This is a genomic window from Nocardia blacklockiae (assembly GCF_015477355.1).
Lineage (GTDB): Bacteria > Actinomycetota > Actinomycetes > Mycobacteriales > Mycobacteriaceae > Nocardia > Nocardia blacklockiae.
Window position 1 is genome coordinate 643,858 of sequence record NZ_JADLRJ010000002.1, and the last position, 23,228, is coordinate 667,085.

Below are 23,228 nucleotides of genomic sequence, written 5' to 3' on the forward strand. Positions count from 1 at the left end.
GAAGGTTGGCTAGAAAATCACCCCGCAAGCAGCGGCAGCGGCGGAAACGCGAAGTCTTGCCACAGGATTCGCGAGGCCTCCTCCGGATAGGCGGTCACCCTCGACACCGTGTCGAAGACCTGGGTGAGACGGCGCTCGACGCCATAAGCGGGCCACCCCGGATCACCTTGCGCGACAAACGATGTCCACGACCGACGAATTCGCGCGGACAGCTCCACCGCCTCCGGCGAGGGCACATCACCGATCAGCACGGCGGTCTGCCCACTGCCCAGATTCCCGAAGACGAGCGGCACGTCCAGCCCGTGGCAGGCACCGAGAGCGCCGCCCATTCCCGGCGCGGTCCATGTCAGTTCGTAGAGGTGGGCGCGGCCGCCGCCGGCGATCTGGGCGTCGGCGAGCCGGACGCTCGGCATGCGGAACAGCCAGTCGGCGTTGACCAGCTCGTACAGCTCCTCGTCGGCAGCGGACGGGAACGCCTCCCGATACCGCTGCGGACCGTCGGGCCATGGGGCGAGGACGTGCAGCGCGGTCTCGGTCTGCTCCCGCGTCACCCGGCCGAGCACGCCATCGATCAGGCTGAACAGCCGGTGCTCGTCCCGCGTGTGTCCTACGAGAAGCTCGATGTCGCGGGCGGCGCCCTCGGCCAGCGCCTCCCAAGGTGTCGTGGGCAGCACGTCACCGTCGACCACCGGCGCATACGGGATCGGCCGGTGCGTGATCTGCCCCCAGCGCTCTCGCCACTGGCCCATCTTGGCGAAGACCGCGTCGCCGGCGGCGGGGAGCAGGTCCGGGGGCACCGCCGACAGTCCGGACGCGGTGGGCGCGACGCCGAGTTCGGCGGCGAAGGCCGCGGTGAGGTCGGCGGCCAGTTCGGCAGAGAAGAAGGTCCCCGGCACACTCTGTGCGATCGCCCGGCCGAAAAGCCCTGCGGCGCGCGGCATTGCGAGCAGCGCGGCGATCGACCCGGCGCCCGCCGACTGTCCGAAGACCGTCACCCGGCCGGGATCGCCGCCGAACACCCGGATGTTGTCCCGCACCCACTCCAGGGCCGCGACCTGGTCGAGCAGTCCGCGGTTGGCCGGGGCGCCCTCGATCTGCGCGAATCCTTCGATGCCGAGGCGGTAGTTGAGGGTCACGACCACGGTTCCGGTCGCGGCCAGATGTCCGGCGTCGTATTGCGGCAGGGCGGCGTCGCCCATCGCGTAACCACCGCCGGGAAACCACACCATCACCGGGAGCTCGGCGGCCGAATCCGGTTGCGGCGTCCAGACATTCACCGTCAGCCAGTCGTCTCCGGCGGTGTTCCGGGACGCCGCGAGCACGGCGGACTGCGGAGGCGGCGGACCGGAGGCGACGGCGGGCCGCACCCCGTCCCAGTCGCGCACCGGCCGCGGCGCGGCGAAACGCAGCTCGCCGACCGGCGATTCGGCGAATGGAATGCCGCGAAAGACCGCCGCCGACGACTCCCAGCCACCGCGCAGCACACCGGCCACAGTGCGGACCTCCGGCCCGGACTCGAACGACTTCCCAGATGCGGCCATTCGCCTCCTCTCCAAGGCTTTTCGGCCGAGCATCCCCGCGCACGAGATCAGGCGCAAACCATTTAGGCCCTTCCCCCAAGCAGACCAGGAAGTCGCTCGATCCCCCCAGGCCCCAGCCGATTTCGGCCGCGAACAGCGATCCAGCCGTGTTTCGCCATAGCCTCGACGATGCTCGCCCTCCGACCACCGCCGCGGCCCGGTCAGGCGGCGTTCGCTTCGCTGTCGAGCAGTGCGGTGATCGTCCGAGCGGTGAATGCGATCGCTTCCTTGCGCTGACGGGGATCGGATTCTGTGATCGCGATCCGTACCACCGCGGCGAAACAGGTGTTCAGCACCACCAGGCTCATCACGTCGTAGACGTGGTCGTCGCCGGGCCCGAGCTTTCGGATCAGTAGATCCTTGATCTGCGAACGCATCCGGGGCTCGAATTCGGGGAGGCCACTGCTGTAGTACTGCAACCCGGCCACCAGCGCCCGCACCAATCCGGCCCGCTCGACCAGATAGTCGGTCACCACTTCCAGCACGCCGCCGATCATTTCGTCGAAGGGTTCGTCGACACGCTCGACCAGCCGCTGCACGAACTGTTTCTCGATGTCCTCGAGCAGCCGAACCAGGAGTTCGTCGACCATGACCGCTCGATCGGAGAAGTACCGGTAGACCGTGCCGATGCTGACCCCGGACTCCGCGGCGATGCGGTTCGTCGAGGTGCCGGCGATTCCGCGCTGTCCGAACAACCGCGCCGCGGTCGCGAGAATATGGTCGCGGGTGGCCTTCGCACGCTCCTGCGAGGGCCGACGACGCGGAACGGTTGCCTTCGTTGGCATCACGTCTCCTGTCACACTTCCGAGCGGCACTGGACCTCGATTAGTGTAACGGCACGAAACAGGCTCCCCGGCGGCACAACGGCTGGCCGATTCACCCCGCACCGAAGTTTCTATCAATTCCCTAACCGTTACCGAACGGTCCCCCAGCACTGCGCTCATAGCGTCGACGGCGTTCGACAGTTCGGACGAAGCATCGTCCCCGAGCGCAGGAGTTGCCCATGTCGTTGTTCACCGTTCGCCGCCTCGCCGCCGCTCTCGCGGGCGGTGCCGCCGTCGTGGCGCTGGCGCTGCCCGCCGTAGCCGCCGCCGAGCCCGCGCCCGGCCCGCCCGCGCCCCCGCAGATCGAAACAGGCCCTGACGGACAGCGTTTCGTGATCGGCCCCGAGGGCCAGCGGATCCTCATCGGCCCCGACGGCCGGGGCGAGTTCACCGGACCCGACGGACGCCGCGTCGTCATCGTCGCCCCCGGCGACGGTGCGCCCGGCGGCCCCGGCCCGTGCGAGGCCGCCCCGGGTGGGGACCCAGGGCGGATTCACATCGAGCGCGACGACGTCGACGACGCGGGCCGGCACGTCATCATCTGCTCCCGGCGCTGACCCGCTCGTCGCTATCGTCGAATCGTGACGAGCAGTCGAGTACTCGTGGTCGACGACGACGCCCGCGTGCTCACCTCGGTGGCGCGCGGGCTGCGGCTGTCGGGCTTCGAGGTGGACACCGCCGCGGACGGGGCTTCCGCGCTGGCCGCCATCGCCGCCGACGCCCCCGCGGCCATGGTCTTGGACCTGAATATGCCACGGCTGGACGGGGTTCAGGTCGTCACCGCCCTGCGCGCCCTCGGCAACGACATCCCCATCTGCGTGCTCAGCGCGCGTTCGGAGGTCGTCGACCGGATCGGCGCACTCGAAGCGGGCGCCGACGACTACCTCACCAAACCCTTCGACCTGGGCGAACTCGCCGCCCGCCTGCGCGCCCTGCTGCGCCGCGTCCCCGCGCCGACCGCCGACCCCGGCCGCACCGTCGTCGGCCCGCTGACCGTCCTGCCCGCCGCCCGCCGCGCCTACCTCGACGGCCGCCCCTTGGAGCTCACCAAACGCGAATTCGATCTGCTGGCCGCCCTCGCCACCGCGCCCGGCCAGGTCCTGAGCCGCTCGCAGCTGCTGAATCGCGTGTGGGGCTATGACTTTCGCACCCAGACCAAGGTCGTGGACGTCTTCGTGGCATACCTGCGCCGCAAGATCGAGGCCACCGGCGGTCCCCGCCTCGTCCACACCGTCCGCGGCGTCGGTTTCGTCCTGCGGGTGGAACCATGAAACGCCCCGTGTCCCTGCGCACTCGGGTGGCCTTTGCCAGCGCCACCGCCGCCACTCTCGTCGCCGCCGCGATGTGCGCGACCTTCTTCGCCCTCGCGCCCTCGGGCACCGAACAGCAGGTCGACAAGGCCGTACGCTCGCTGCGCATCACCGCTTTCACTCCTGCCGACCCGAATTCCTCTGCCCCAGAGGCGGATTCGATCCCTCCGCCGCCGGGGATTCCGGGCCCGTACCGCGCGGCGCCCGGCACCTCGGAGGACTCCACTCCGACCGAGGCGGACCACACCGGCCCTGCCGATGCCACGAATTGCTCTGCACTGCAACCCGACTCGACCGGATGCCCAGCCGAACCACCCGGTCGACCGCCCGCCGGCCGCTACCTCTTCCTGACCCAGCGCACCGACGACCCCGCCCCGCTCACCTGGGATATCCCCACGCAGATGGCGCCCGGCGGCACCGTCCTGGTCGCCGCGAGCGTCCCCCAGCAGACGCTCGCGCAGACCGTCGCCGATCAGCGCGCCCGCATTCTCGCGATCGGCGCGGCGGCGATCGCCATCGCGGCGGGACTCGGCTGGTTGTTCGCCCACCGCGCGGTCCTCCCGCTGCGCAAGCTGACCACCGCTACCGCGGACGTGGGAACCCGTCTGTCCCTGGACGTTCCGCCCGCACACGGCACCACCGAGACCGCCGAACTCACCGCCGCCATGAACCGCATGCTCGACCGCATCGCGGAGGAACGCCACCACACCGCCGACGCGCTGGCCGCCGCCCGCGACTTCGCCGCCACCTCGGCCCACGAGCTGCGCACCCCGCTCACCTCCATGCGCACAGATCTGCAAGTCCTGCGCACCATGGACCTTCCCGAACCCGAACGCCACGAGATCCTCGACGACCTCCTCACCACCCAGCGCTCCGTCGAGGACACCCTGGCCGCCCTGGAACGCCTGGCGCTGGGCGAACTCGCCACGGCCGACGATTTCGACGATGTCGATCTCGACGACCTCATCGACCAGATCGTCGAAGACGCGCACCGCACCCACCCCGACGTCACCGTCGACTCCACCGTCGCCGAGCCCCTGCGCCTTCGGGGCCTCGCCGCGGGCCTGCGCAGCATCCTCGAGAACGCCGTCACCAACTCCGTCCGCCACGGACATGCGACCCGCGTCGAACTCACCGCCCGCCGCGACGGCGACCGCATCGAACTCGTCGTCGACGACAACGGCACCGGCATCCCCGAACACGACCGCGACCGCCTCTTCGACCGCTTCGCCCGCGGTGACACCACCGCGGCGGGCAGCGGCCTCGGCCTGGCTTTGGTCGCCCAGCAGGCCCGATTGCACGGCGGCACAGCACAACTCACAGACAGCCCGCTCGGCGGCACCCGCCTGCACGTCACCCTGCGAGACACGCCACACGACGGCTGAATCGCGTTCGGCTCGCTGCGACCGTCGCTCGGCAGAAAGCCGATGCGGGCGCGCAGTAGCGAAGTAGGCACGCGGTGTCGCGGCGAGTGGCCACGTCCTCCAAGTCGTCGTCGAGCAGGTCAGCTCAGCGCCTTCGTCGCCAGAGCCCCGTCCGATCCATAGGCGACGACGCTCCGAGCGCATGGCCGAAACCCGTGTCAGTGGTCATGTCAGGGCGGTGTCAGCTCCGTAACAGCCGACCCGGCGAGAGTGATCACAACACCTCGACGAAAGGCGAAAACAATGTCCCGCAACGCTACTTCGAACTCGATCTGGACCGGCATGGTGACGGTGGACGACACCGCGCTGGCGGTGACCGACACCGGCGGGTCCGGGCGGCCGGTCGTCTATCTGAACGGATCGTATGCCAGCCAACGGCATTGGCGGCGCGTGATCGACGACCTCGGCCCCGCCTATCGGCACATCACCTTCGACGAGCGGGCGCGCGGGAAGTCGAAGCGGTCCGCGGACTACTCGTTCGAGGCGTGCCTGCGCGACATCGATGCGGTGCTGGCCGCACGGGGCGTGGAGCAGCCGCTGCTGGTCGGGTGGTCCTACGGCGCTCTGCTGGGGGTCTACTGGGCCGATCGTCACCCGGATCGGGCGCTGGGTGTGGTCGGGGTCGACGGGCCGTACCCGTCCGGCTGGACCGACGAGGCGGGCCGGGAGCGACTGCGGAAGACGTTCCGGCGGATGCGGCCGCTGATCCCGCTGGTCGCGCCGTTCGGCTTGGCCGCGCGGATGAGCGCCGACCAGCACGCCGAGATCCAGATCGAGTCCCACGCGCTGCACGCCGCCCTCGGCCCCACCCTCGACCGCATCGCCCTCCCGGTCCGCTATGTGGCCGCCTCGGCCGAGACCGTCTACGACAAGGGCGGCGAGCTGGAGCAGATGCGCCGCACCCTCGACCCGTATCTTGCGCGGAACCCGAACCTGAAGATCAGCGCGAGGGTCGCCAGCGACCACGGCAAGATCCTGCGCAACGACTCCCCCGCCGTCGCCGACGCGGTGCGCGAGGTCGCGGGGCTCCTCGACAGCCAGGCCCGCTGAGCCGCAACGAAACACGTTCCCGCGCAATGTCATTCGCATCCAGCGAAACCTACGCACGCAACGGCACTCGCGACGGGTGGAACCTACCCACGCAACGGCACTCGCGGCGAGCGAAACCTACTCCCGCGCAACGCCCTCACGCCGAGCGACCCATCCCACACAACGGCATGCGCGGCGGGCGAAACCTACCCACGCAACGGCACTCGCGGCGAGCGAAACCTACTCCCGCGCAACGCCCTCACGCCGAGCGACCCATCCCACACAACGGCACTCGCGGCGACTGACCCCCGCCGCGAGTGCCCGCTGCCCACTCACCCACCGGCACAAGGAATCTGGCCATGCCCGCTCTCGTAGACACCCGACCACATCGCTTGGCCGAACGGCTGCTGAGCGATCGCCACCCCGTACCGCTGTCGATCCTGCTGCACCTGGTCCCCGGTGCCCTGATCGTCGCCGCCTACCTGCTCATCGGCGAACCGCTCGTCGACGCCATCGACTATCCGCACTTCGCCGGCTGGGCCATCGCCCTGTGCGCGGTTCTCCTGCCGATCCTGGCGGGCCTGCTGTGGCTGGGCTACCGCCGCAACGGACGGCTCGCACTCGACGACGTGCTGCATTACACCGGCAGGCCGGTTCCACGCGGGAAACTGGTCGCGATGGTCGTCCCGCTCATCCTGTGGATGATCACCCTGGGTTACGCACTGGCACCGGTGAGCGAATACTTCCTCGAAAATCTCTTCACCTGGCTGCCCTACGCCGACACCGGCAGCAATGGCGCCAACACCTACCTGAACGGATACTCGCACTCCACCACGCTCACGACCATGCTGATCTGCTTGCCGTTCACCGGATTCGCACTGCCTCTCATCGAGGAGCTGTACTTCCGCGGCTTCCTACTGCCCCGCATCGCGCACCTCGGCCGCCGGGCGCCCGTGCTCAACACGGTTCTGTTCTCGCTGTATCACCTCTGGTCACCGTGGGCGTTCGTCTCCCGCGTGCTCTTCACGTTCCCCGGCTACTGGCTCGCCTGGCGGCATCGGGACATCCGAATCTCGATCGGAATGCACGTCGGCTCGGCGACCGTCCTGGCGACCCTGGGCACCCTCGCCCTCGCCCTGAATCTGATTTGACCGGTCGTGACGACGAAGAGCCCGCGCTGGGACGACCGAGCCGCAATGGGTAGCCGACGACTGACGCCCCCGAACAACCCGCGAGACGAAGGAGTATGGACACCATGATCCTGAACGAGACCTACACCCTCTCGAACGACGTCCGCATCCCGAAGCTGGGGTTGGGCACCTGGTTCATCGACGACGACAAGGCCGGCGACGCGGTGATCCAGGCCGTGCGGCTCGGCTATCGCCACATCGATACCGCGCAGGCCTACGGAAATGAACGCGGCGTCGGCGAAGGGGTACGTAGCAGCGGCGTCGGGCGGGACGAGTTGTTCGTGACGACCAAGCTGGCGGCGGAGATCAAGGAGTACGACCGGGCCGCCGCGGCCATCGACGGTTCACTGACCACATTGGGTCTGGACCACATCGATCTGATGCTGATCCACAGCCCGCAACCCTGGAACGACTTCCGCGGCGGCGACTACGCCGAGGGCAATCGCGAGGCATGGCGGGCATTGGAGGACGCGTACCGGGCAGGGAAGATCCGGTCGATCGGCGTCTCCAATTTCGAGCAGCACGATCTGGAGAACATCGAAGCGGCCTGCACCGTCACACCCCACGTCAACCAGTTGCTCGTCCACGCGGGCAACACCCCGGCCGAACTCCTCGCCTACTGCGACAGCAAGAACATTCTCGTGGAAGCGTATTCGCCCATCGCGCACGGGGAGATCCTGAAGAACCATGATGTTCAGGCGATGGCCGACCGCTACGGCGTGACCGTTCCGCAGCTCTGCATCCGCTACACCCTCCAACTGGGCACCGTGTCACTGCCGAAGACCGCCAACCCCGACCATATGCGCAGCAATGCCCAGGTCGACTTCGAGATCGAAGACGACGATATGAAGACCCTGCGAAACCTGCGCGCCCAGGACTACGGCGACCACAGCGTGTTCCCCGTATACAGCGGCAGGTGAATCTCAGCGACCGACGTCGGAGGACGTGCCGGACCCGTTGCTGGCTGTCGGGCGCGCGGCCGTGACGAGGTAGCGGCGGCCCGCGACCCGCACCGGCCGGTACCGCACGACCGGGTCGGTCACCACGATCCATTCCTGCGGGCTACCCGCGAGAATTCGGATTGCACTTGAAACCAACATTTCATTTTCCTATTCACCCAGCGGCACGATCGCACCGAATTGCTGCTCGTAATTGCTCATGCTGTCGTTCAAAGTCTGCATGAGGCGAAAGATCATCGACGGCGGGAACTTCACGCGCGCAACCACCTGGACCGGCTGGCGCAGTACCGGTTTACCGTCCTCGTCTTGGCCCGGGTCGGCCGGCAGGTGCACGAGGAAATCGAGGGTGAAATCCGTGCGGTTGTACCAGCAGGTGAATCCATTGGCATAGACACCGATGCTCATCGCCTCGGGCACGATCACCTCGACGCGCACAGGGGGCGGAGTGGTTTCGCTCATGGTCACACCCGGCGGCGACGCGCGAATGGGTCACCCGGGCAGAGTGACCCATTCGACGTCACCTCGGTTCTCCTAACGGGTCTGCTGCATCCGGGTCTGCTGCCGCAGCTGGTGCAGCTGCATCTCCCAGCGGCCGGCCCGGTCCTGGTTGCGGTTGGCCTGGTCGTCGGCCTGCTGCGCCAGCTGGTTGGCCTGGTCGGCCTGGTCCTGGGCGGTCTGGGCGCGCTGCTGGGACTGGTTCGCCTCACCTTGGGCCTGCTGGGCCTGCTGCTGCGCGCGGTCGGCGTCGTTCTGGGCCTGCTGGGCCTGGTTCTGCGCCTGCACAGCCTGCTGCCTGGCCTGCTGTGCCTGTTGGTTGGCCTGGTTGGCCTCGTTCTGCGCGATATTCGCCTGCTGCTGGACCTGCCGGGCCTGCTGCTGCGCCTGGCGGGCCAGGTTCTGGGCCTGCTGGGCGTACTGGCGGGCGTTCTGCGCCTCGTGCCGAGCGTCGTCGACCTGCGCGCGGAGTTCGTCGATATCCCGAACGGTGAGCATGTCGGCCCGCGGCTCGTTGGTCTCCTGTGCCATCTCGGAATCTCCTGTATCGCTGATTGTTTTTCGGTGTCCCCTGCGTCGATGGAGCGGGATGGACGAATTATGCGCCCGGTACGACACGGGAAGCGGTAAACGCGAAATATGGCCGTAACAATCTTGGATTTGTCGAGAGGACTCGACCGCACGGCGGCCCGTGGCGCATTTTCGGCAGCGCAGGTCCGGATCACGTAGACGCGAAAATCAATATCGAAATTGCCGGACAGCGAACGCGCGGATATCTACAGCCGTCGACCGTCGATCGGCCCCTAGTCGTCGGGGTTGCGACGGTCCGCTCCGGCCTCACGGAAGACGAGGGCGAGAGTTTCTTCGTCCAGCGGCCGTTCGGGCTCCGGCTTCTCGTACGGGTTTTCTCTTGCAATCGGAAGCATTTCTTCGTATCCGGGGTCGCCGGGGAAGAACTCCTCGAAGCCGTTGTAGAAGACGCCGTCCTCGGTCCGGCCACGCAAGGGGACGAGGATCGTCTCGCCGTCCTCGGCGAGCATGGGCGGGCTGGTGTCATCCGAATACGCTGTCAAAGTAGTCCTCCAGCCGTTGCGCTAGTTGGCGGTCGCCGAGAGTGAACTTGCGCAGCTGCTTCGGGCCGTACCGCCACGCGGCCCACGCCTCACCGAACGCCTCGCTCGGCTCGTCGTAGTAGTCGTTCCAGTTCTTCTTCTTGCCGATGGTCTGAAGCATCGCCGAGTGTAGTTCGCGCCAGCGAGGCGAGTCGCTGAGCCATTTCCCGCCGGTGCCGTACGCCGCGTCGACCGCGTGCCCGAACTCGTGCAGGACCACGTCGAGACTCCCACTCCGACCGCCGGAGTTGATCACGATGCGCCTGGGACCGCCCATGTAGACGCCTTGCACCGTGTTCCAACTGGTTCCGGGTTTGCGGCCGTACGGTGTCGTGCCGACCAGACTATCGGTGCCGGGCAATTCCAGCAGCGGGCGATTCCCGATGACGATTCCGCCCCCGGGGATCTCGTTCATGTGCTCGCTCACCCGCCTGAAGATGTTGCTGGGCACGAGCCCGAACTGATCGAGCAACTCGTTCGTCTCCGGCGACCGGTCCATGATGTTCACGAACGCGCCGCCATCGGGGGGTGGATAGGCCACGACGAATTCGTAGGCGTCGCCGAGACGTACGACGTCACCCGAGTGCAGCCGGAACTGCTCTCCGACATTGATCCGCGCACCGTTGACGTAGGTGCCGTAAGTCGATCCTTCGTCACGGATCCAAACCCGACCGGAAGGCTGGACACCGATGCTGGCGTGGCGCCGGGATATCTCATCGATGCGGGGCAGGCCCTCGGGCAGGACTCCGCCCGCACGCCCGAGCAGCTGCGGCTCGCCGCCGCGCGGGATATCGAGCGACAGATCGCCGTGTGGGCTGTTCATCCGTACCGGCAAGGTGCGGACCGCGCCGGCCTGATACCCGTCGTCGAACCGCGCCGCGCCCACCCAGTCACCGAGCCGGATCTGATCGCCGGCCCGCAGGCGCATGGGGACGCCCGGCTCGAGCTTGATGTTTTCGACCCATGTCCCGCGCGCCGAATTCTCGTCGCGCAACCACACATCGCCGTACTCGTCGCGATAGACGACTGCGTGCCGGTTCGACACCTTTTTGTTGCCGGCCAGATGCTCGGCCATCGGCGAGTCCCTGTCCCGGCCGATCACCACCTCCTCGCCGCGCCGCAGGGTGAGGGGCGGCAGATTCTCGTCGTCGGACAGTCGCAGCGGCAGCGGCGGTTCTTCGCCCAGTCGGAAATGCGCGGATACCTGGCTGAAAACCACCTCGTCACCGACGTTCAGGTAGCGCTTCTCGCCGGCCGGCAGAAGTTCCCCGTTGACCTTCGTTCCGTGCCAGCTGTCGCCGTGCGGATCGCGCACCCACACTCGGCCGTCCACGTCACGCCCGACGACGACCTGCCTCCCGGTCGTCCCCAGCATCGTGTGCCCGTTCAGCAGGCTGACGTCGACGGATATTTCCTCGCCGGGCCCGAGCCGAATCGGGAGTTGGCGCCTGTTGGGCGCGAAATACAGTTCGGCGGGCGGCAATTGGGGCCGCTCGGTCGGCATCCCGAGGTGCGCCGTGCCCTGGTACTCGGGCCCGAGTCCGACCCTGTCGCCTTCACTCAGGGTCACCTTCTGGTTCGGCGCGATCCGGTCACCGTTGACCCACACACCTTCCGACCCCGGACGGTCTCGGATCCAGAGTCGGCCGTCGTGGTCCAGGCCGAGCGTGGCATGCCGCTCGCCGACGCCGCGCACGCCCCGAAGTTGTTGTGCGAAAGGAGAATCCGCGCCGGTTCCGACGTCGACCGTCTCGCCCGGAGCGATGCGCACCTGCGTCACGTCCGCCCCGCTGCCGAGCCGCACCCGCACCGGGCCCACATCGCCCGACACGTCCGTGGGAACGAACTCCGCCCTCGATTCGTATCCCCCGAGGAACAGTTCGTCGCCCGGCTCGAGTACCCGGCGCTCACCCCGGCCGAGACGTTCGCCGTTCACCTTGGTGCCGTTGGTGGATCCGGCGTCCTGGATCCACACCCGGCCGTTCTCGTCCATGGAGATGTAGGCGTGGCGCTGCGAAATGTAGTCTCGGCGACGCGCTTCGGGATGCACCATCTCCCGGCCGATTTCGAGTTCCCGGCCGCCGCGGTAGAGCTTCAGCGCGGGTCCGTCGTTACCGAACAGCCGCACTTCCGCCATCTGACGCTGGAAGGAGACACCGAGTTCCAGATCGCGGCTGAGCATGACGTCCTGGCCGTCGTAGATGCGTACCCAGCGGCCGCCCGTGATCTGTTTGCCGTCGACGAAGGTGCCGTTCGTCGAGTGGTCGTCGCGCAGCATGACGTGCCCCAGCTCGTCGACCATGATCGTTGCGTGGCGACGCGAAACTCGGTCGACCGCAATGTTTTCCAGCAACGCATCGGTGCCGCGACCGAGCACGTACTCTTGTCCCGGAACCAGTCGCTGCGGAATCCGCGTGCCATCCGGACCGGTGAACGCCACGTCGACGTAGCCGCCGTCGGGGTGCACGTAGAGCTGCGTGAAACCCGCGGGTGGCGGAGCCGCCGCGAGTTCATAGTGGTTCTGGTCCGCCGACCGCTCGGAGGGCACGAGGCGCGGCTGCGGTTGCGTGGGCGGACCGTCGTAGGTCGGTTCGTCGGGTCGGGTGCTCCCTTCGCGCACCTCGTCCGAACCGGGTTTACGCACAGGCGATCCGGGCTCGTCGGCCGGGGGTCGTGGCGGCGAGTCGTCGGCGGGCGGGGTTCTGCGCGGCGGCTGCTGCTCGCCCGGCGTGCGCTCGTCGACCGTCTGCCGCGATGCCGACTTCTCCTGCCGCGCAGGCGTTCCCGTCCCGTCCGCCGGTGGCGGCAGGTCGCGTCGGCCGCGTGGCGCGAGGTCGACTTCGCCGCCGCGGCGCGGCCCGAGATTGCCGTTGCGACCGCGATCGCCGCCCCCGGCCGGTCCGTCCTGTCGAGGTGTTTCCGACACCGCCCGGCCGTCGCCGACGACTCCGTGGGGCGCGCCGGGCTGCGGCGGCTGAATCGGGGGCACCACACCACGGCCGCCGGTGCCGCCACCCGCCGCATGCTCCTCCAGCGCGGTCATCCGCTGCATCATGCCGTCGTGCCAGTCCGGGTGACCCGCCGCGCGGAAGAGCGGGCCGAGCTGCTCGAGGCCCTGCCGGATCTCCTGAAGTTCGGGCCTCGTGAGACCGTGGTCGCGCCACAGGATTTCCTCGGCGGGGCCGTAGCGCAGGAAGTTCTCCGCGAACGGGCCGACGACGTAGATTTCGTCGGCGAATTTCTCGAACGCGCGACTGTGGTCGATTCCCCACACGTTGCCGTCCGGATCGACCATCCAGTTGTCGCCGTTGCGGTCGGGCAGCCGGATCAGCACGTCCATCACGCCCTGCCGCATTCCGGCGGGACCGTTGACGACTTCGGACGGGAACGAATTGCGCGGGTAGGTGTCCGCCGCTACCGCGCCGGGCACCGCCTCCATGTAGACGTGGTCGCCGACGACGTGCACCGCGGGCACCCGCGCGCCCACCGCGTCGCCGACGAGCGAACTGAGGAATTCCGCGTGCGCGTGCTGCGGATCGGAGACCACCTTGTGGATCACCTCGGTGCCGTCGTGGAAGACGAGCCGCTCCACGACCTTCGCGGACTTGCCCTCGACACTGAACCGCTCGATCGTCTCCACACGCGGCGGCGGACCGGACCGCAGCAGGTCGTTGATGTGCAGCGCGAAATCCCGGTGGCGCAACCCCAGTCGCGTCGCCTCGCTCGGCGAGCGGAACGCGTCGCGGCCCGCGGCGTGCACGCGCAGCGCGTTTCCGGCCGCGCCGACGAACCCGCTGCCGAAGCCGGTGATCGCGGACTCGCGCACCATTTTGAACAGGTCGCCGAAACTGTGGATCTGGTCCATGTGGAGGAACACCGACGGCACCGCGCCGGCCAGACCACCGCCCAGGCCGCCGGCGCCGCCGATCAACATCGTGCCGCCCAGGTGCGCGGCGAGCCGGCCGGTCCGGCTGACCGCGTTGCCGCCGAACCGGCGCAGCACGCCCGGCGCGACACGGCGGCCGATCTCGGCGCCTGCCACACCACCGACGACACCGCCGAGGAGCATCTCCAGAAAGGCGCCGGTGTCGAACTTGTCGCGTACGCCCGAGTACAGGTCCCACAGCTGCGCGCCGCCGCTGGTCGCCGCGCTGGTCAGCAACCCGATCTTCGCCGCGTGCACCGCGCCGTGCAGCGCCGCCCGCTGCGCCGCGCCCGCCGCCGCGCGCTCGCCCACTCCGGCGGCGAGCCGCGCGGTCGCGGCGGCCATCGCCTGCTCGGCCTCGAGCCGGTCGATCAGCGCCTTCGCCCCACCGCCCTGGAAGAACAGCACCGCGTCGTAGGCCAGCTGGGCGGCCAGCGCGATACCCATCGCGATCAGCAGATGTTGTGTCTGCACAGTCGTATCGGCGACGTCGTGGCACTGCTTGCCCAGGCTCTCGCAGACCGCCGCCTGGTCACGCATGGCCTTGGCGACCCTGCGGTGCCGCTCGGTCAGCCCCGTCGCCGTCGCGCCCTGCACGGCCTGCTCGGTGCGGGCGGCCTCGGACTCGTATCGGACCGCCGAGCGCGTCAGGTCGCCGGCCGCCACCAGGTACGCGTCACCATTGCAGCGCATGCCGTCGACGTCGGTCTCCGGCCAATGGCCGATGACGACATCGCGCACGCACGCCGGTAGCTCGGCCAGCGAATCACTCGCACTCATCGCAGCTGCCTCCCGGCACCCTCACAGTCGCTGCGAAACCATTCAGACACACCGCGTTACGTCTACTATTCCCAAGTATGGAAAGTTGAACGGGGCGGAAGGGCACCGTGCCGCAACAAGAAGGCTGTAGCGCAGCGTAGGAGAAGATGTGGGCGAGACGTTTTCGGCCGATACGGACGGGCTCCGGGAACGCGCACCGCAATTCGACGAGATCGGGGCGGAGGTGGCGGAGACCGTGCGTACGTTGCGCGCGGCTCTGGCCGGGGAGGGCGAGCCCTGGGGCAAGGACGACGCCGGACGCGCCTTCGCGGAAACCTATGTGCCCGAGCACAAGCGGGCGATGTCCGACCTGGACAGCCTCGTAGAGGTTCTGCAGCAGGCGGGGCCCGATCTGCGCAACCTGGCGGAGAGCTTCGACAGCCAAGATCGTGCCGTCGGACAGCGCGTGAACAATGCCGCGGTCCCGATTCGCCACGACTACACATCGGTCCCGTCGTACGGCACGACGCCCGTCCACGGGAACAGTCCCACGGCGAACACACCCGCCACACAGCCCGCCGCACAATCGGTTCCGCGGACCACCGCCGCTCCGACGCAGCGCACCCTGGCCGGCCCGGCGACCACCTCGTCACCCGGTTCACCGCATTCTCCCAACGGCACTTCCGATACGCCACAGGGCAAGTCGGCACCGGGACAGCAATCGGGTGACGGTGAGAACACCGGGCCCCGGAGGGACAACCCGGGAAGCGAGCGGCCGGATGCTCCCGGGGCGGGCGGGCACTCCGCGCTGCCGGCGGATGCGGCATCCGCTCGGCCGGCGCAGGCGAATCGGCCGTCGTCCCCGTGGACCAAGCCGACCGTCGCCGCGAAACCGGACGCCACCGCCGGGCAGCGCGCCGCGGCGGCGCAGCGCGGCGGGAGCACACCGTGGACGCGGCCCGCCGCCGGCCGGCCGAGGGTCTCCGCCCCGGATTCCGGTTCACCCGGTTCGCCGCCGCGCGGGCCGGGACGCGCTCCCGGGCGGCCGGACCGCAAGGCGGAGAAGGCGAATCGGACGGCGGACGCGTCCGCGGAGTCGGCCGCCACGCGCCTCGCCCGGGAGCTGGCCGAGCGCCACGGGCTGCGGGTATTCGGCTTCGAACTGCCGGGCGTGCCGATCGAGGTGCTGACCGAGATCGTCGCCGCGGTGGACGACGTGCTGCCGCATTACCCGCGAACGGCGCTGCGCGCCATCGGGATCGAGGAACTGCCGGACGGCGAGCCGGCGCGCCTGGAACGCGCGATGCCCGGCGAGGTCTCGCCCGAGGAGCCGTTCGGCACGCGCATCGTGCTGGCGACGCGCACCGCGATCGATCCGGAGTACGCGCGGCACGCCGCCGCATCCGGCGGCACGGACCGGCTCGCCGCCGAATGTGCCCGGCGCCCGGTGTATTCGACGATCGTCCGCAAGTTCGGCAGCGCACTCGACCGAGCCGGCGGCGGCCGTGCCCGCCGATCCGCACACCGCACCCTGCTCGAGGCATACCTCCCGCAGGTGCACCCGGAACACCGAGGTTCGCTGCGCCACATGACCTCCGGCTTCCGAACCTGGCGCTCCCAGCTGAGCGAAAAGAGCTTCGACCACACCCGCTTCCAGCCCGAACCCGCCCTCTCCGAAGCATTCACCGACGTCGTCCTCAACGCCGGACGGGCCACCCCACCCGCCCAGGTTCTACACCGCCTACTGGTCGCCACGGCGAACTCACACACGCCCACCTGACGACGAAGCCGTCAACCTGGAAGCGAGCCCTGCGACGGCCCCGAATCCGACGGGGCGGAACCTGACCGGATCCTCGAGATCTTTACTGACGGGAATCGAGGAACGAACATGGGATCGGAGGTGCCGTCCGGTACCGATGGCATCGGCGTACCTATGCGGCGATACTGGGGCAGTCTTGTAATCCGATCGCTTCGCTTGGAGGGCCTGTGTACCGAACCATGCTGAAAGTCGCTGCTGCCGGGGCGTTTTCGGTGGCGATCGCCATGCAGCCGATGATCGCGGTGGCGAGTCCGGAGGCTGCGGCGCGGGAGCCCGAGGGTGCGGCTCGTACACAGGCGACGGCTCCGTTCGACCCTATTTGCCCGCTCTGCTTCGTGCGCGAGTTGATCGAAAGCGGCTCCGGGCGTTAGTGCGGGCCAGGAAACTTGCGGCGTGCTCATGCCCGTAGTCCGCGACGCGCGGTGTAGGGGAAGAACCAGCCGAGTAGGCCGGCCAGCATCACGATGTACTGCGCGTTGGTGATCAGCGGCAGCAGGTCGAGCGGGACCGTGTAGGCCAGGACTACCCGCACGATCGCGTCGAGGACCAGCACCACGCCGATCACCCAGCTGACGAGGCGCAGGTCGCGGCGGAATCTGGGCTCGGCGTGCCAGCGCCGCTCCCACTCGCGCGCGGCGGCCTCGCTCCGCTTGGCGGTCGCGATCACCACGCCCAGGTGCAGCATGAACGGGCGGCGCAACCACAGCGAGGCGATCACCCAGACGCCGAGCAGGCCCGTCAGCCAGCCGTCCTTGGCGAACACCACGCGCGGATCCCATTGCAGCACACTGACCGCCGCACCGGCCACGAACAGACTCAGCGTGACGAGAGCGAGGACGTCCGCGCGGCGGGTGCGCGCGAGCGACAGCACTGCCCGCACCGCCGGCACGGCACCGGCGAGTAGGCACGCGGCCAGCACCGAGACCCCGGCCGCCCGCAACACGTAGAACACGACCAGCGGCGCGACCACATCGACGCCGAATTGAACGGCCAACCGGCGGCGCAGTCGTGTCGCCGACACGTCGGCCGGCGCCGCGCTCATCGGCCCACCCGCGTGGCAGCGTCGAAGAGGGCGACGAGTTCGTCGGCGTACCGGTCCGGATCGACCTCGCCCGCCACCATGCGGCCTACCGCCGCGTCGATCGCCGCGCGCACGCTCACCGCCATCACGGTCGGATCGAATTCGCGCATCTCCCCGGTCGCCTGAGCCGCCACGAACCACGCCTCCAGCAGCGCCACCGACACATCGTTCTGCTGCGCCGAATCCGACCGAACGCGTAGATGCGACACGATCGCCACCGCGGCTTTCGCACGCACCGGCTCGGCAGCCAGGAACTCCAGATTGCTGCGGATATACGCCGCGAGCTTGCCCGCCGCCCCCTCCGCCCTATCTATCCGCCCCCGCATGAATTCCCCCGCCCGCTGCACCACGTATCCCAGCGCCTCGCCCATCAACACGTCCTTGGACGCGAAGTGATACGAGATCAGCCGCGTACTGCTCATCCCCGCATGCTCGACGATCCGAGCGAACGAAGCCCCTTCGTACCCCCATTCCGCGACGACTTCCACAGTCGCCCGCAACAACTGCTCCCGCCGATCAGGCACCGATCGCTTTGTTACTTGCACAAGTAATATTCTTACTTGAACGAGTAACAGACGTCAAGTTCCGGGTACACGGCCACTCGTACTATTGCGCGGGGCGGTGACGTCCCGGCAGTCCGAGACGATGCGGTCGAACCGTTCGACTGTTGCCATGACTCACATCAACGTCGTGTTCGCCAGCGACTGGCCTCCAACCAGCGAGCGGCACAGTGGGGCACCGGGTTTCGGTCCGTGTCGCATCGCGGCGGGATACGCTCGCAGCGTTGGGGGCAGCGGCGGGAGACCATGACTATCAATGCGATCGAACCAGAGGTGTTGCGGCGCATATTGTCCGAATTCGGCGTCTCGGGAGAATCGGCGACCACGCTGCTGACGCTCGACGACGGGGATCATCATCACGATCCGGCCTGGCGTGTCGACGGTGGTGGTGGGCGGATGGTGTTGCGGCTGGTGGCGGAGGGGAATGGTCGTGGTTGGGGCATCAGTGGTACAGCGATGAGATGCTGAGGGCGCAGTTGCGGTTCGTGGATCACTTGCAGCGGCGGGGGATTCCCTTTCCTGGTCGCCGTGTGCCGTCCGGGGGTGAGTGGGTCGTCGCGCATGCCGCGAATACCCGGTATCGGGCCGTGGGATTCGAGTGGCTGCCCGCCGACGCGAGGGTCGAGACGCCCACCGTGGAGATCGCCCGCGGTGCTGGACGGCTCCTCGCGTCATTGCACAATGCCGCAACGGATTTCACCCGCACCGAGGGGCTCGGCACCGAGAGCCTGCTCGGCTGGGCGAGACAGGTGGCCGACGATCTGGCCGAGCTGAGTGACGGGGCGCCGGCGGCGATCGGGCGGATAGTGCGTCGCCACGTCGAAGACATTCGCCAGCAGGCGGATTCGGTCGGCGCGCTCCCCTGCGGGTTGGCGGGACACGGTGATCTGAACGTGCCCAACGTCCTGGTCCGTCGCGGCGAGGTGGTGGGAGCTGTCGATATCGGCCGGATCGCATTGATCCACCCGAGCGAGGAACTGGCGAATGTCGCGCGCTGGTTCGGCGTGCTGAAGGCCGACGGGAAACGCGTGCCCGAGCCGGCGCTGGCGGAGGCGGTCGTGTCGGGCTACCGGAGCAGGTCCGACGGACAGGCGATTTCGGCCCTTCTTCCCGAATTGGTCTGGCTCGGTGCCGCGACCGCTCCGCGCCTGTTCTTTCCGCTGCGCGAGGCATTGGTCGCCGGTAAGCCGGCGGTCGAGGAGCGGCTGATCGCGCGCCGCGCCGAGGCCGACCGACTGCGGGACATCATGCGCGCCATAACTCACGACCGAGGCTGATCCGGTCCGTTCCGGACGATAAATTCCGCCGCTGACATGCGAGTACACGTTGCGGCAATTCGCCGCGCATATCCACGCGACGAAGCAGGACATAACGTCCGAAACATGGTGAAATCGACAAGAATTCTGTTCTGTACCGCGGCGGCGGCAGCACTGTTCGCCGCACCCGCCACACTCCTGTCCGACATCGACGACGCGCCCGCGGACTCTCCGCGCATCTGCGATATGAATCCGCCGCCGATCGTCACTCCGCCGCAGTGCGTGTAACACACACGTACCCCTGAAATCCACGGCCGGTACCGATGACGGAGCACGTACCTAAACATCCAGACTCGCTGTGCTCGGAACATGATCCGTCTCGGTCCATCGCAGGCCCGAACGTGGGAACAGGAGTACACCCGTGGCAGACACCATCACCCTCGAACGCACCTACCCGACCACGGCCGAACGGGTCTGGGAGTTATGGACCACCGCGGACGGCATTCCGCGGTGGTGGGCGCCCGACGGATTCGAGGTGCGCGTCGACGAGATCGAGGTGCGGGCGGGCGGCGGACTCGTCTACACCATGACCGCGACCGGGCCCGAGCAGATCGAGTTCATGAAGTCGGCGGGAATGCCGTTGGCGACCACGTCCCACAAGACCTTCACCGAAGTCGAGCCGGTGCGGCGGCTGGCCTATACGTCGCTGATCGATTTCGTGCCCGGCCACGACGCCTACGACCACCTGACCACCGTCGAATTCACTCCCGTGGCGGACGGCGTGCGAGTCGTGATGACCCTCGAGCCGCTGCACGACGAGGAATGGACGCAGCGCATCGTCGCCGGGCGCTCCAACGAATTGGACAACCTCGGCAAATTGGTCGCGAGCGAGTAGCGGCGATGGAAAGGTTATCGGCGCGCACGCGGTATCGGTCGACGGCTACATCACCGGACGCGATCCTGGACCGGGAGAGGGGCTCGGCGACGGAAAAATGCTCTTCGACTGGTATTTCGACGGCGATACGCCGAGCCGGGTGTTCGACGGATTCACGCTCAGTGCGGCCAGTGCCGAGGTGTTCGACGGGCTCGCCGGAAGTCTTGGGGCGGTGGTGGCGGGGCACACCACGTACCTGGACTCCGACCGTTTCCACGGTTTCAGCCCGCATCCGAAGGCTCCGCTGTTCGTGCTCGCGCACCAGCGGGATCCGGAGGCGACGACCCGGCAGACCTTCGTCACCACGGGCATCGAGGACGCGATCGCCGCGGCGCGCGAGACGGCGGGCGCCGACAACGTCGGTCTCATGGGCGGCATCGCCGTCACCGAGGGACTGCGCGCGGGACTCGTCGACGAGATCGTGCTGCACCAGGTGCCGATTCTGCTCGGCGGCGGCCGGCCGTTCTTCCACTCGCTCCCGAGCCACATTCACCTGCGCCTCGTGGAAGCCGTTGCGGCGCCGGGCGTTACGCATCTCCGTTACGAGGTTCAGCGATGACGATCGATCCCCGCGTACGGGACGTTCTCGACGGCACCCCGCAGGCCCACCTCGCCACCGTCCTGCCCGACGGCGGTCCGCACGCGGTTCCGGTGTGGGTCGGCGCCCACGGCGACCACGTCGTGATCATCACCGGCCCTACTTCACGCAAGGCTCGTAATCTGCGACGGGATCCGCGGGTGGCGCTGTCCATGACCGCCCCGGACAACCCGTATCAGTCGATCCTGCTCCGCGGCCGGGTCGTCGAATGGATCGACGGCGACGCGGGCTGGGAAATCGTCGACCGCCTCGCGAAGAAGTACATCGGCACGCCGTACGGCCGTGATCAGGACCGCGTCGCCGTGCTCATCGAGCTCGAGCACCAGACCATCGGCTGAGGCCAGCCGATCAGCGGTCCCCGTTCCCGGCCGACAAGGCCGTGAGCAGGCCGTTCTCGTTGAACGCCACCGCGATCCGCAGACCCGGACCCTCGACGTACAGCTTCGATCCGTCCTCGGAGAAGCCCGCGTCGAGCCCGCGCCGCACCGCGTAACTGTGCAGTGCGCGACGGTGATCCGGCAGGCCGAGCTTGTCGACCGCCTGCATCACCCGGGACACGCGCAGCATGTCGGGTGCGGGGACGACCAGGTCCGGGTGCTCCACCAGCACCGCGAGCCGGGTGCCGCCCCCGACCGGCGCGCTGTACCAGGTCCAGCTGCCCGACACCGCTTTCGCCAATTCGCCGACCAGCCAGTTGACCCGCACCGGCTCGGTCGGCGATCCCGGAAACTCGGCGAACGGCACCTCCGGCTCCGACAGCAACGAGATCCCGTGCCGCACACCGTAATCGCGCACCGACTCGGCCAGCGCGGTCACCTCGTCGGGGTACCAGTCGGGATTGGCCCAACTCCACAACCACGACTGCGGCCCCGGCGCGGCGGTGCCCAGCACATGAAATCGCGTGCACACCAGCTCCCGATCGCCGGTGAACGTGAAGCGCGGCGGCTCGTAGGCCACCGCCCACGCGGGCACCCCGAGCACCTCGCCCATGTACTCCTGATGCTCATACGACATCAGCGCCGCGTCGTCCATCAACTCGTCGATCGCTGTCGTCGACTCGAAAGTTCCTCCCACGCCGCAAGCCTAGTCCGGCGGGTGGCACGTCCGGGCCCACGACTTCTGGGGGCATCGCGTCCCCGCGCGACCTACTCCGCGACCTCCACCCGGATCTCGCCGCCGAGGTGGTAACCCTCCGACAGCTCCAACGTGTCGCCGCTCCAGAAGCGGCCCGGGTCGTACCAATTCGGGCGGCGGGCGGGCAGCAGTCCCATGGATTGGTAAGTGAGGGCGACTATTTCGGCGCAGTAGGCGCTGCGGAGGTCCGGGGACGGCTCGGGAGTGCGGGGTGTGCGGCGCAGGCCGGTGAGGCGGCCGCGGAACCAGCGGGCGGCGAGGCTGGAGGTGGAGGGGAAGGGGATGCCGTCGAGGCGGGCGACGGTGCGGAGGGCGTTGTCCTCCATCTCGCGGGTGACGGGGCGGTCGAGCTGGCGGAGCCAGGCGCGCTGGCCGTAGCGCCGGGTCCACACGAGCACCGCGTCGCGCAGGTCGTGCAGCTGGGCGCCGCGGTGGGTGGTGCCCGACCACATGTCGGGCAGGGAGCGCCCCAGTTCGGCGTGCCAGATCAGGACCGGTAGATCGTCGACGGCCACGGCCATGCCGACGTGGTTGACCGGGCTGTTGGTGGTCATCCGGATGGCTCGATCGGCCGCCGAACTGCCGCGGAACAACCAGAGGTCGCCGGTGCGCGTGAGTTCGAGTGCCCGGTCGAGATCAATGCTCGTGCCCGCCATGCCAAGTAGCCTAGGCACATGCGCTGGTGGAAGATACTCGGTCTGGCAGGCGCGGCCGGTGTGGCCGCCACCGGAGTCGTGATCGTGCGGGCGGAACGGAAACGGCGTTCCTACACACCGGAACAGGTCCGGGCACGCCTACAGGAGCGGATCGCAGCGGGGCCCGAGGACATCGACGAAGCCCAGGGCTGACCGCCACCTATCGCGGCGACCGCGCGAAAAGCCTTTTGCTCCAAGAGGTTTCGTCTCCTGCACCTCGCCGCCGATCCACGAACACGATCAGCAGGATTCCCACCACCAATCCGATCCCCGCGAAAACCCCTGCGGCCGTGGCCACATCCCACTGCCCCGCGGTCCCGGCGACGATCGCGACCACCGCCGCGAGCACACCGAACAGCAACACCACGAACCCCGCCCAATTCCTCGTGTCCGCAAGCATTTCCCCCGGCTGTGCCTCCGTCGAGCGGGCGATGTCGGTGGCGTCGTCGAGCGGCGGGATCTCGGGCTGTTCCTGCACGGTCATGCTGTGACTTCCTCGCGTCCGGGTTCCGGGCGTGCTGCCCGTACCTGTCTCGGCGTATTT

The 23,228-nt window shown here is 68.5% G+C and carries 27 protein-coding genes; 15 read left to right on the forward strand and 12 right to left on the reverse strand.

Going from position 1 to position 23,228, the window contains the following annotated elements:
* Positions 1-17 precede the first annotated feature (17 nt).
* Positions 18-1,541 carry a carboxylesterase/lipase family protein gene (locus IU476_RS08660; protein ID WP_195098441.1) on the reverse strand — a complete coding sequence of 508 codons (1,524 nt, stop codon included), beginning with the start codon at positions 1,539-1,541 and terminating at the stop codon, positions 18-20.
* 200 nt (positions 1,542-1,741) lie between these two features.
* Positions 1,742-2,365, reverse strand: a complete 624-nt coding sequence (locus IU476_RS08665) for a TetR/AcrR family transcriptional regulator (protein WP_195098443.1) — start codon at positions 2,363-2,365, stop codon at positions 1,742-1,744.
* 218 nt (positions 2,366-2,583) lie between these two features.
* On the opposite strand from IU476_RS08665, the gene IU476_RS08670 reads away from it, so the two are divergent.
* The 6 genes from IU476_RS08670 (at position 2,584) to IU476_RS08695 (ending at position 8,277) form a co-directional block, all read left to right on the forward strand.
* Positions 2,584-2,961, forward strand: a complete 378-nt coding sequence (locus IU476_RS08670) for an APA family fibronectin-binding glycoprotein (RefSeq protein ID WP_195098445.1) — start codon at positions 2,584-2,586, stop codon at positions 2,959-2,961.
* A gap of 24 nt (positions 2,962-2,985) precedes the next feature.
* Positions 2,986-3,675, forward strand: a complete 690-nt coding sequence (locus tag IU476_RS08675) for a response regulator transcription factor (RefSeq protein ID WP_195098447.1) — start codon at positions 2,986-2,988, stop codon at positions 3,673-3,675.
* On the forward strand, positions 3,672-5,099 hold the full coding sequence (locus IU476_RS08680; RefSeq protein ID WP_195098449.1) for a HAMP domain-containing sensor histidine kinase: 1,428 nt from the start codon (positions 3,672-3,674) through the stop codon (positions 5,097-5,099). Before IU476_RS08675 ends, IU476_RS08680 begins: the two co-directional genes overlap by 4 nt.
* Positions 5,100-5,381: 282 nt before the next feature.
* Positions 5,382-6,188, forward strand: coding sequence for an alpha/beta fold hydrolase (locus IU476_RS08685; protein WP_228823336.1), 807 nt, complete (start codon positions 5,382-5,384; stop codon positions 6,186-6,188).
* A 338-nt stretch (positions 6,189-6,526) separates the two neighbouring features.
* The gene (locus tag IU476_RS08690) at positions 6,527-7,318 is read left to right on the forward strand and encodes a CPBP family intramembrane glutamic endopeptidase (RefSeq protein ID WP_195098451.1); all 792 of its coding nucleotides are present in this window, start codon (positions 6,527-6,529) and stop codon (positions 7,316-7,318) included.
* Positions 7,319-7,422: 104 nt separating this feature from the next.
* The gene (locus IU476_RS08695) at positions 7,423-8,277 is read left to right on the forward strand and encodes an aldo/keto reductase (RefSeq protein WP_195098453.1); all 855 of its coding nucleotides are present in this window, start codon (positions 7,423-7,425) and stop codon (positions 8,275-8,277) included.
* 3 nt (positions 8,278-8,280) lie between these two features.
* Here the strand turns inward: IU476_RS08695 and IU476_RS08700 are convergent, their stop codons facing one another.
* From IU476_RS08700 to IU476_RS08720, 5 genes are all read right to left on the reverse strand, one after another.
* Complete coding sequence (locus tag IU476_RS08700) at positions 8,281-8,457, reverse strand: hypothetical protein (protein ID WP_195098456.1); 177 nt, start codon at positions 8,455-8,457, stop codon at positions 8,281-8,283.
* A gap of 9 nt (positions 8,458-8,466) precedes the next feature.
* Positions 8,467-8,775 (reverse strand): DUF3467 domain-containing protein, encoded by a 309-nt coding sequence (locus IU476_RS08705; protein ID WP_195098458.1) that lies wholly within the window; start codon positions 8,773-8,775, stop codon positions 8,467-8,469.
* 72 nt (positions 8,776-8,847) lie between these two features.
* On the reverse strand, positions 8,848-9,342 hold the full coding sequence (locus IU476_RS08710; RefSeq protein WP_195098460.1) for an alanine-zipper protein: 495 nt from the start codon (positions 9,340-9,342) through the stop codon (positions 8,848-8,850).
* Between the two features lie 272 nt (positions 9,343-9,614).
* The gene (locus tag IU476_RS08715) at positions 9,615-9,884 is read right to left on the reverse strand and encodes a hypothetical protein (RefSeq protein WP_195098463.1); all 270 of its coding nucleotides are present in this window, start codon (positions 9,882-9,884) and stop codon (positions 9,615-9,617) included.
* A complete protein-coding gene (locus tag IU476_RS08720; RefSeq protein ID WP_195098465.1) occupies positions 9,865-14,628 on the reverse strand; it encodes an FHA domain-containing protein in 4,764 nt (1,587 codons plus the stop codon). Before IU476_RS08720 ends, IU476_RS08715 begins: the two co-directional genes overlap by 20 nt.
* Before the next feature lie 148 nt (positions 14,629-14,776).
* Between IU476_RS08720 and IU476_RS08725 the strand changes: the two genes are divergently transcribed.
* Complete coding sequence (locus tag IU476_RS08725; RefSeq protein ID WP_195098467.1) at positions 14,777-16,387, forward strand: hypothetical protein; 1,611 nt, start codon at positions 14,777-14,779, stop codon at positions 16,385-16,387.
* Positions 16,388-16,593: 206 nt separating this feature from the next.
* The gene (locus IU476_RS08730) at positions 16,594-16,797 is read left to right on the forward strand and encodes a hypothetical protein (RefSeq protein WP_195098469.1); all 204 of its coding nucleotides are present in this window, start codon (positions 16,594-16,596) and stop codon (positions 16,795-16,797) included.
* A 26-nt stretch (positions 16,798-16,823) separates the two neighbouring features.
* On the opposite strand, the gene IU476_RS08735 is transcribed toward IU476_RS08730, so the two are convergent.
* Positions 16,824-17,468: a VC0807 family protein gene (locus IU476_RS08735; protein WP_195098471.1), complete on the reverse strand. Its 645-nt coding sequence runs from the start codon at positions 17,466-17,468 to the stop codon at positions 16,824-16,826.
* Entirely contained in the window at positions 17,465-18,052 is a 588-nt protein-coding gene (locus tag IU476_RS08740; RefSeq protein ID WP_324193939.1) for a TetR/AcrR family transcriptional regulator, read from the reverse strand. The genes IU476_RS08735 and IU476_RS08740 overlap by 4 nt, the downstream gene beginning before the upstream one ends.
* Positions 18,053-18,313: 261 nt before the next feature.
* Between IU476_RS08740 and IU476_RS08745 the strand changes: the two genes are divergently transcribed.
* The 6 genes from IU476_RS08745 to IU476_RS08770 all read left to right on the forward strand — a co-directional run bounded on the left by IU476_RS08745 (position 18,314) and on the right by IU476_RS08770 (position 21,193).
* Entirely contained in the window at positions 18,314-18,535 is a 222-nt protein-coding gene (locus IU476_RS08745; protein WP_195098475.1) for a hypothetical protein, read from the forward strand.
* Positions 18,529-19,344, forward strand: a complete 816-nt coding sequence (locus IU476_RS08750; protein WP_195098477.1) for a phosphotransferase enzyme family protein — start codon at positions 18,529-18,531, stop codon at positions 19,342-19,344. The genes IU476_RS08745 and IU476_RS08750 overlap by 7 nt, the downstream gene beginning before the upstream one ends.
* A gap of 105 nt (positions 19,345-19,449) precedes the next feature.
* The gene (locus tag IU476_RS08755) at positions 19,450-19,611 is read left to right on the forward strand and encodes a hypothetical protein (protein ID WP_195098479.1); all 162 of its coding nucleotides are present in this window, start codon (positions 19,450-19,452) and stop codon (positions 19,609-19,611) included.
* A gap of 133 nt (positions 19,612-19,744) precedes the next feature.
* Positions 19,745-20,218: an SRPBCC family protein gene (locus IU476_RS08760; RefSeq protein WP_195098481.1), complete on the forward strand. Its 474-nt coding sequence runs from the start codon at positions 19,745-19,747 to the stop codon at positions 20,216-20,218.
* A 16-nt stretch (positions 20,219-20,234) separates the two neighbouring features.
* Positions 20,235-20,816 carry a dihydrofolate reductase family protein gene (locus IU476_RS08765; protein ID WP_195098732.1) on the forward strand — a complete coding sequence of 194 codons (582 nt, stop codon included), beginning with the start codon at positions 20,235-20,237 and terminating at the stop codon, positions 20,814-20,816.
* Positions 20,813-21,193, forward strand: a complete 381-nt coding sequence (locus IU476_RS08770; protein WP_195098482.1) for a PPOX class F420-dependent oxidoreductase — start codon at positions 20,813-20,815, stop codon at positions 21,191-21,193. The genes IU476_RS08765 and IU476_RS08770 overlap by 4 nt, the downstream gene beginning before the upstream one ends.
* A gap of 10 nt (positions 21,194-21,203) precedes the next feature.
* On the opposite strand, the gene IU476_RS08775 is transcribed toward IU476_RS08770, so the two are convergent.
* Complete coding sequence (locus tag IU476_RS08775; RefSeq protein WP_228823338.1) at positions 21,204-21,929, reverse strand: DUF6882 domain-containing protein; 726 nt, start codon at positions 21,927-21,929, stop codon at positions 21,204-21,206.
* Between the two features lie 71 nt (positions 21,930-22,000).
* Positions 22,001-22,645, reverse strand: a complete 645-nt coding sequence (locus IU476_RS08780; protein ID WP_195098483.1) for a hypothetical protein — start codon at positions 22,643-22,645, stop codon at positions 22,001-22,003.
* A gap of 18 nt (positions 22,646-22,663) precedes the next feature.
* On the opposite strand from IU476_RS08780, the gene IU476_RS08785 reads away from it, so the two are divergent.
* Complete coding sequence (locus IU476_RS08785) at positions 22,664-22,837, forward strand: hypothetical protein (protein ID WP_195098484.1); 174 nt, start codon at positions 22,664-22,666, stop codon at positions 22,835-22,837.
* A 7-nt stretch (positions 22,838-22,844) separates the two neighbouring features.
* Here IU476_RS08785 and IU476_RS08790 read toward each other — a convergent pair whose 3' ends face one another.
* Complete coding sequence (locus IU476_RS08790; protein ID WP_195098485.1) at positions 22,845-23,168, reverse strand: hypothetical protein; 324 nt, start codon at positions 23,166-23,168, stop codon at positions 22,845-22,847.
* Positions 23,169-23,228: the final 60 nt, after the last annotated feature.

What these genes read in the sequence shown, in the direction of transcription:
- IU476_RS08660 (WP_195098441.1), bottom strand. Translation starts at nt 1,541, where the DNA reads ATGGCCGCATCTGGGAAGTCGTTCGAGTCCGGGCCGGAGGTCCGCACT.
- IU476_RS08665 (WP_195098443.1), bottom strand. Translation starts at nt 2,365, where the DNA reads ATGCCAACGAAGGCAACCGTTCCGCGTCGTCGGCCCTCGCAGGAGCGT.
- IU476_RS08670 (WP_195098445.1), top strand. Translation starts at nt 2,584, where the DNA reads ATGTCGTTGTTCACCGTTCGCCGCCTCGCCGCCGCTCTCGCGGGCGGT.
- IU476_RS08680 (WP_195098449.1), top strand. Translation starts at nt 3,672, where the DNA reads ATGAAACGCCCCGTGTCCCTGCGCACTCGGGTGGCCTTTGCCAGCGCC.
- IU476_RS08685 (WP_228823336.1), top strand. Translation starts at nt 5,382, where the DNA reads ATGTCCCGCAACGCTACTTCGAACTCGATCTGGACCGGCATGGTGACG.
- IU476_RS08690 (WP_195098451.1), top strand. Translation starts at nt 6,527, where the DNA reads ATGCCCGCTCTCGTAGACACCCGACCACATCGCTTGGCCGAACGGCTG.
- IU476_RS08695 (WP_195098453.1), top strand. Translation starts at nt 7,423, where the DNA reads ATGATCCTGAACGAGACCTACACCCTCTCGAACGACGTCCGCATCCCG.
- IU476_RS08700 (WP_195098456.1), bottom strand. Translation starts at nt 8,457, where the DNA reads ATGTTGGTTTCAAGTGCAATCCGAATTCTCGCGGGTAGCCCGCAGGAA.
- IU476_RS08705 (WP_195098458.1), bottom strand. Translation starts at nt 8,775, where the DNA reads ATGAGCGAAACCACTCCGCCCCCTGTGCGCGTCGAGGTGATCGTGCCC.
- IU476_RS08710 (WP_195098460.1), bottom strand. Translation starts at nt 9,342, where the DNA reads ATGGCACAGGAGACCAACGAGCCGCGGGCCGACATGCTCACCGTTCGG.
- IU476_RS08720 (WP_195098465.1), bottom strand. Translation starts at nt 14,628, where the DNA reads ATGAGTGCGAGTGATTCGCTGGCCGAGCTACCGGCGTGCGTGCGCGAT.
- IU476_RS08735 (WP_195098471.1), bottom strand. Translation starts at nt 17,468, where the DNA reads ATGAGCGCGGCGCCGGCCGACGTGTCGGCGACACGACTGCGCCGCCGG.
- IU476_RS08745 (WP_195098475.1), top strand. Translation starts at nt 18,314, where the DNA reads ATGACTATCAATGCGATCGAACCAGAGGTGTTGCGGCGCATATTGTCC.
- IU476_RS08750 (WP_195098477.1), top strand. Translation starts at nt 18,529, where the DNA reads ATGCTGAGGGCGCAGTTGCGGTTCGTGGATCACTTGCAGCGGCGGGGG.
- IU476_RS08755 (WP_195098479.1), top strand. Translation starts at nt 19,450, where the DNA reads ATGGTGAAATCGACAAGAATTCTGTTCTGTACCGCGGCGGCGGCAGCA.
- IU476_RS08770 (WP_195098482.1), top strand. Translation starts at nt 20,813, where the DNA reads ATGACGATCGATCCCCGCGTACGGGACGTTCTCGACGGCACCCCGCAG.
- IU476_RS08780 (WP_195098483.1), bottom strand. Translation starts at nt 22,645, where the DNA reads ATGGCGGGCACGAGCATTGATCTCGACCGGGCACTCGAACTCACGCGC.
- IU476_RS08785 (WP_195098484.1), top strand. Translation starts at nt 22,664, where the DNA reads ATGCGCTGGTGGAAGATACTCGGTCTGGCAGGCGCGGCCGGTGTGGCC.
- IU476_RS08790 (WP_195098485.1), bottom strand. Translation starts at nt 23,168, where the DNA reads ATGACCGTGCAGGAACAGCCCGAGATCCCGCCGCTCGACGACGCCACC.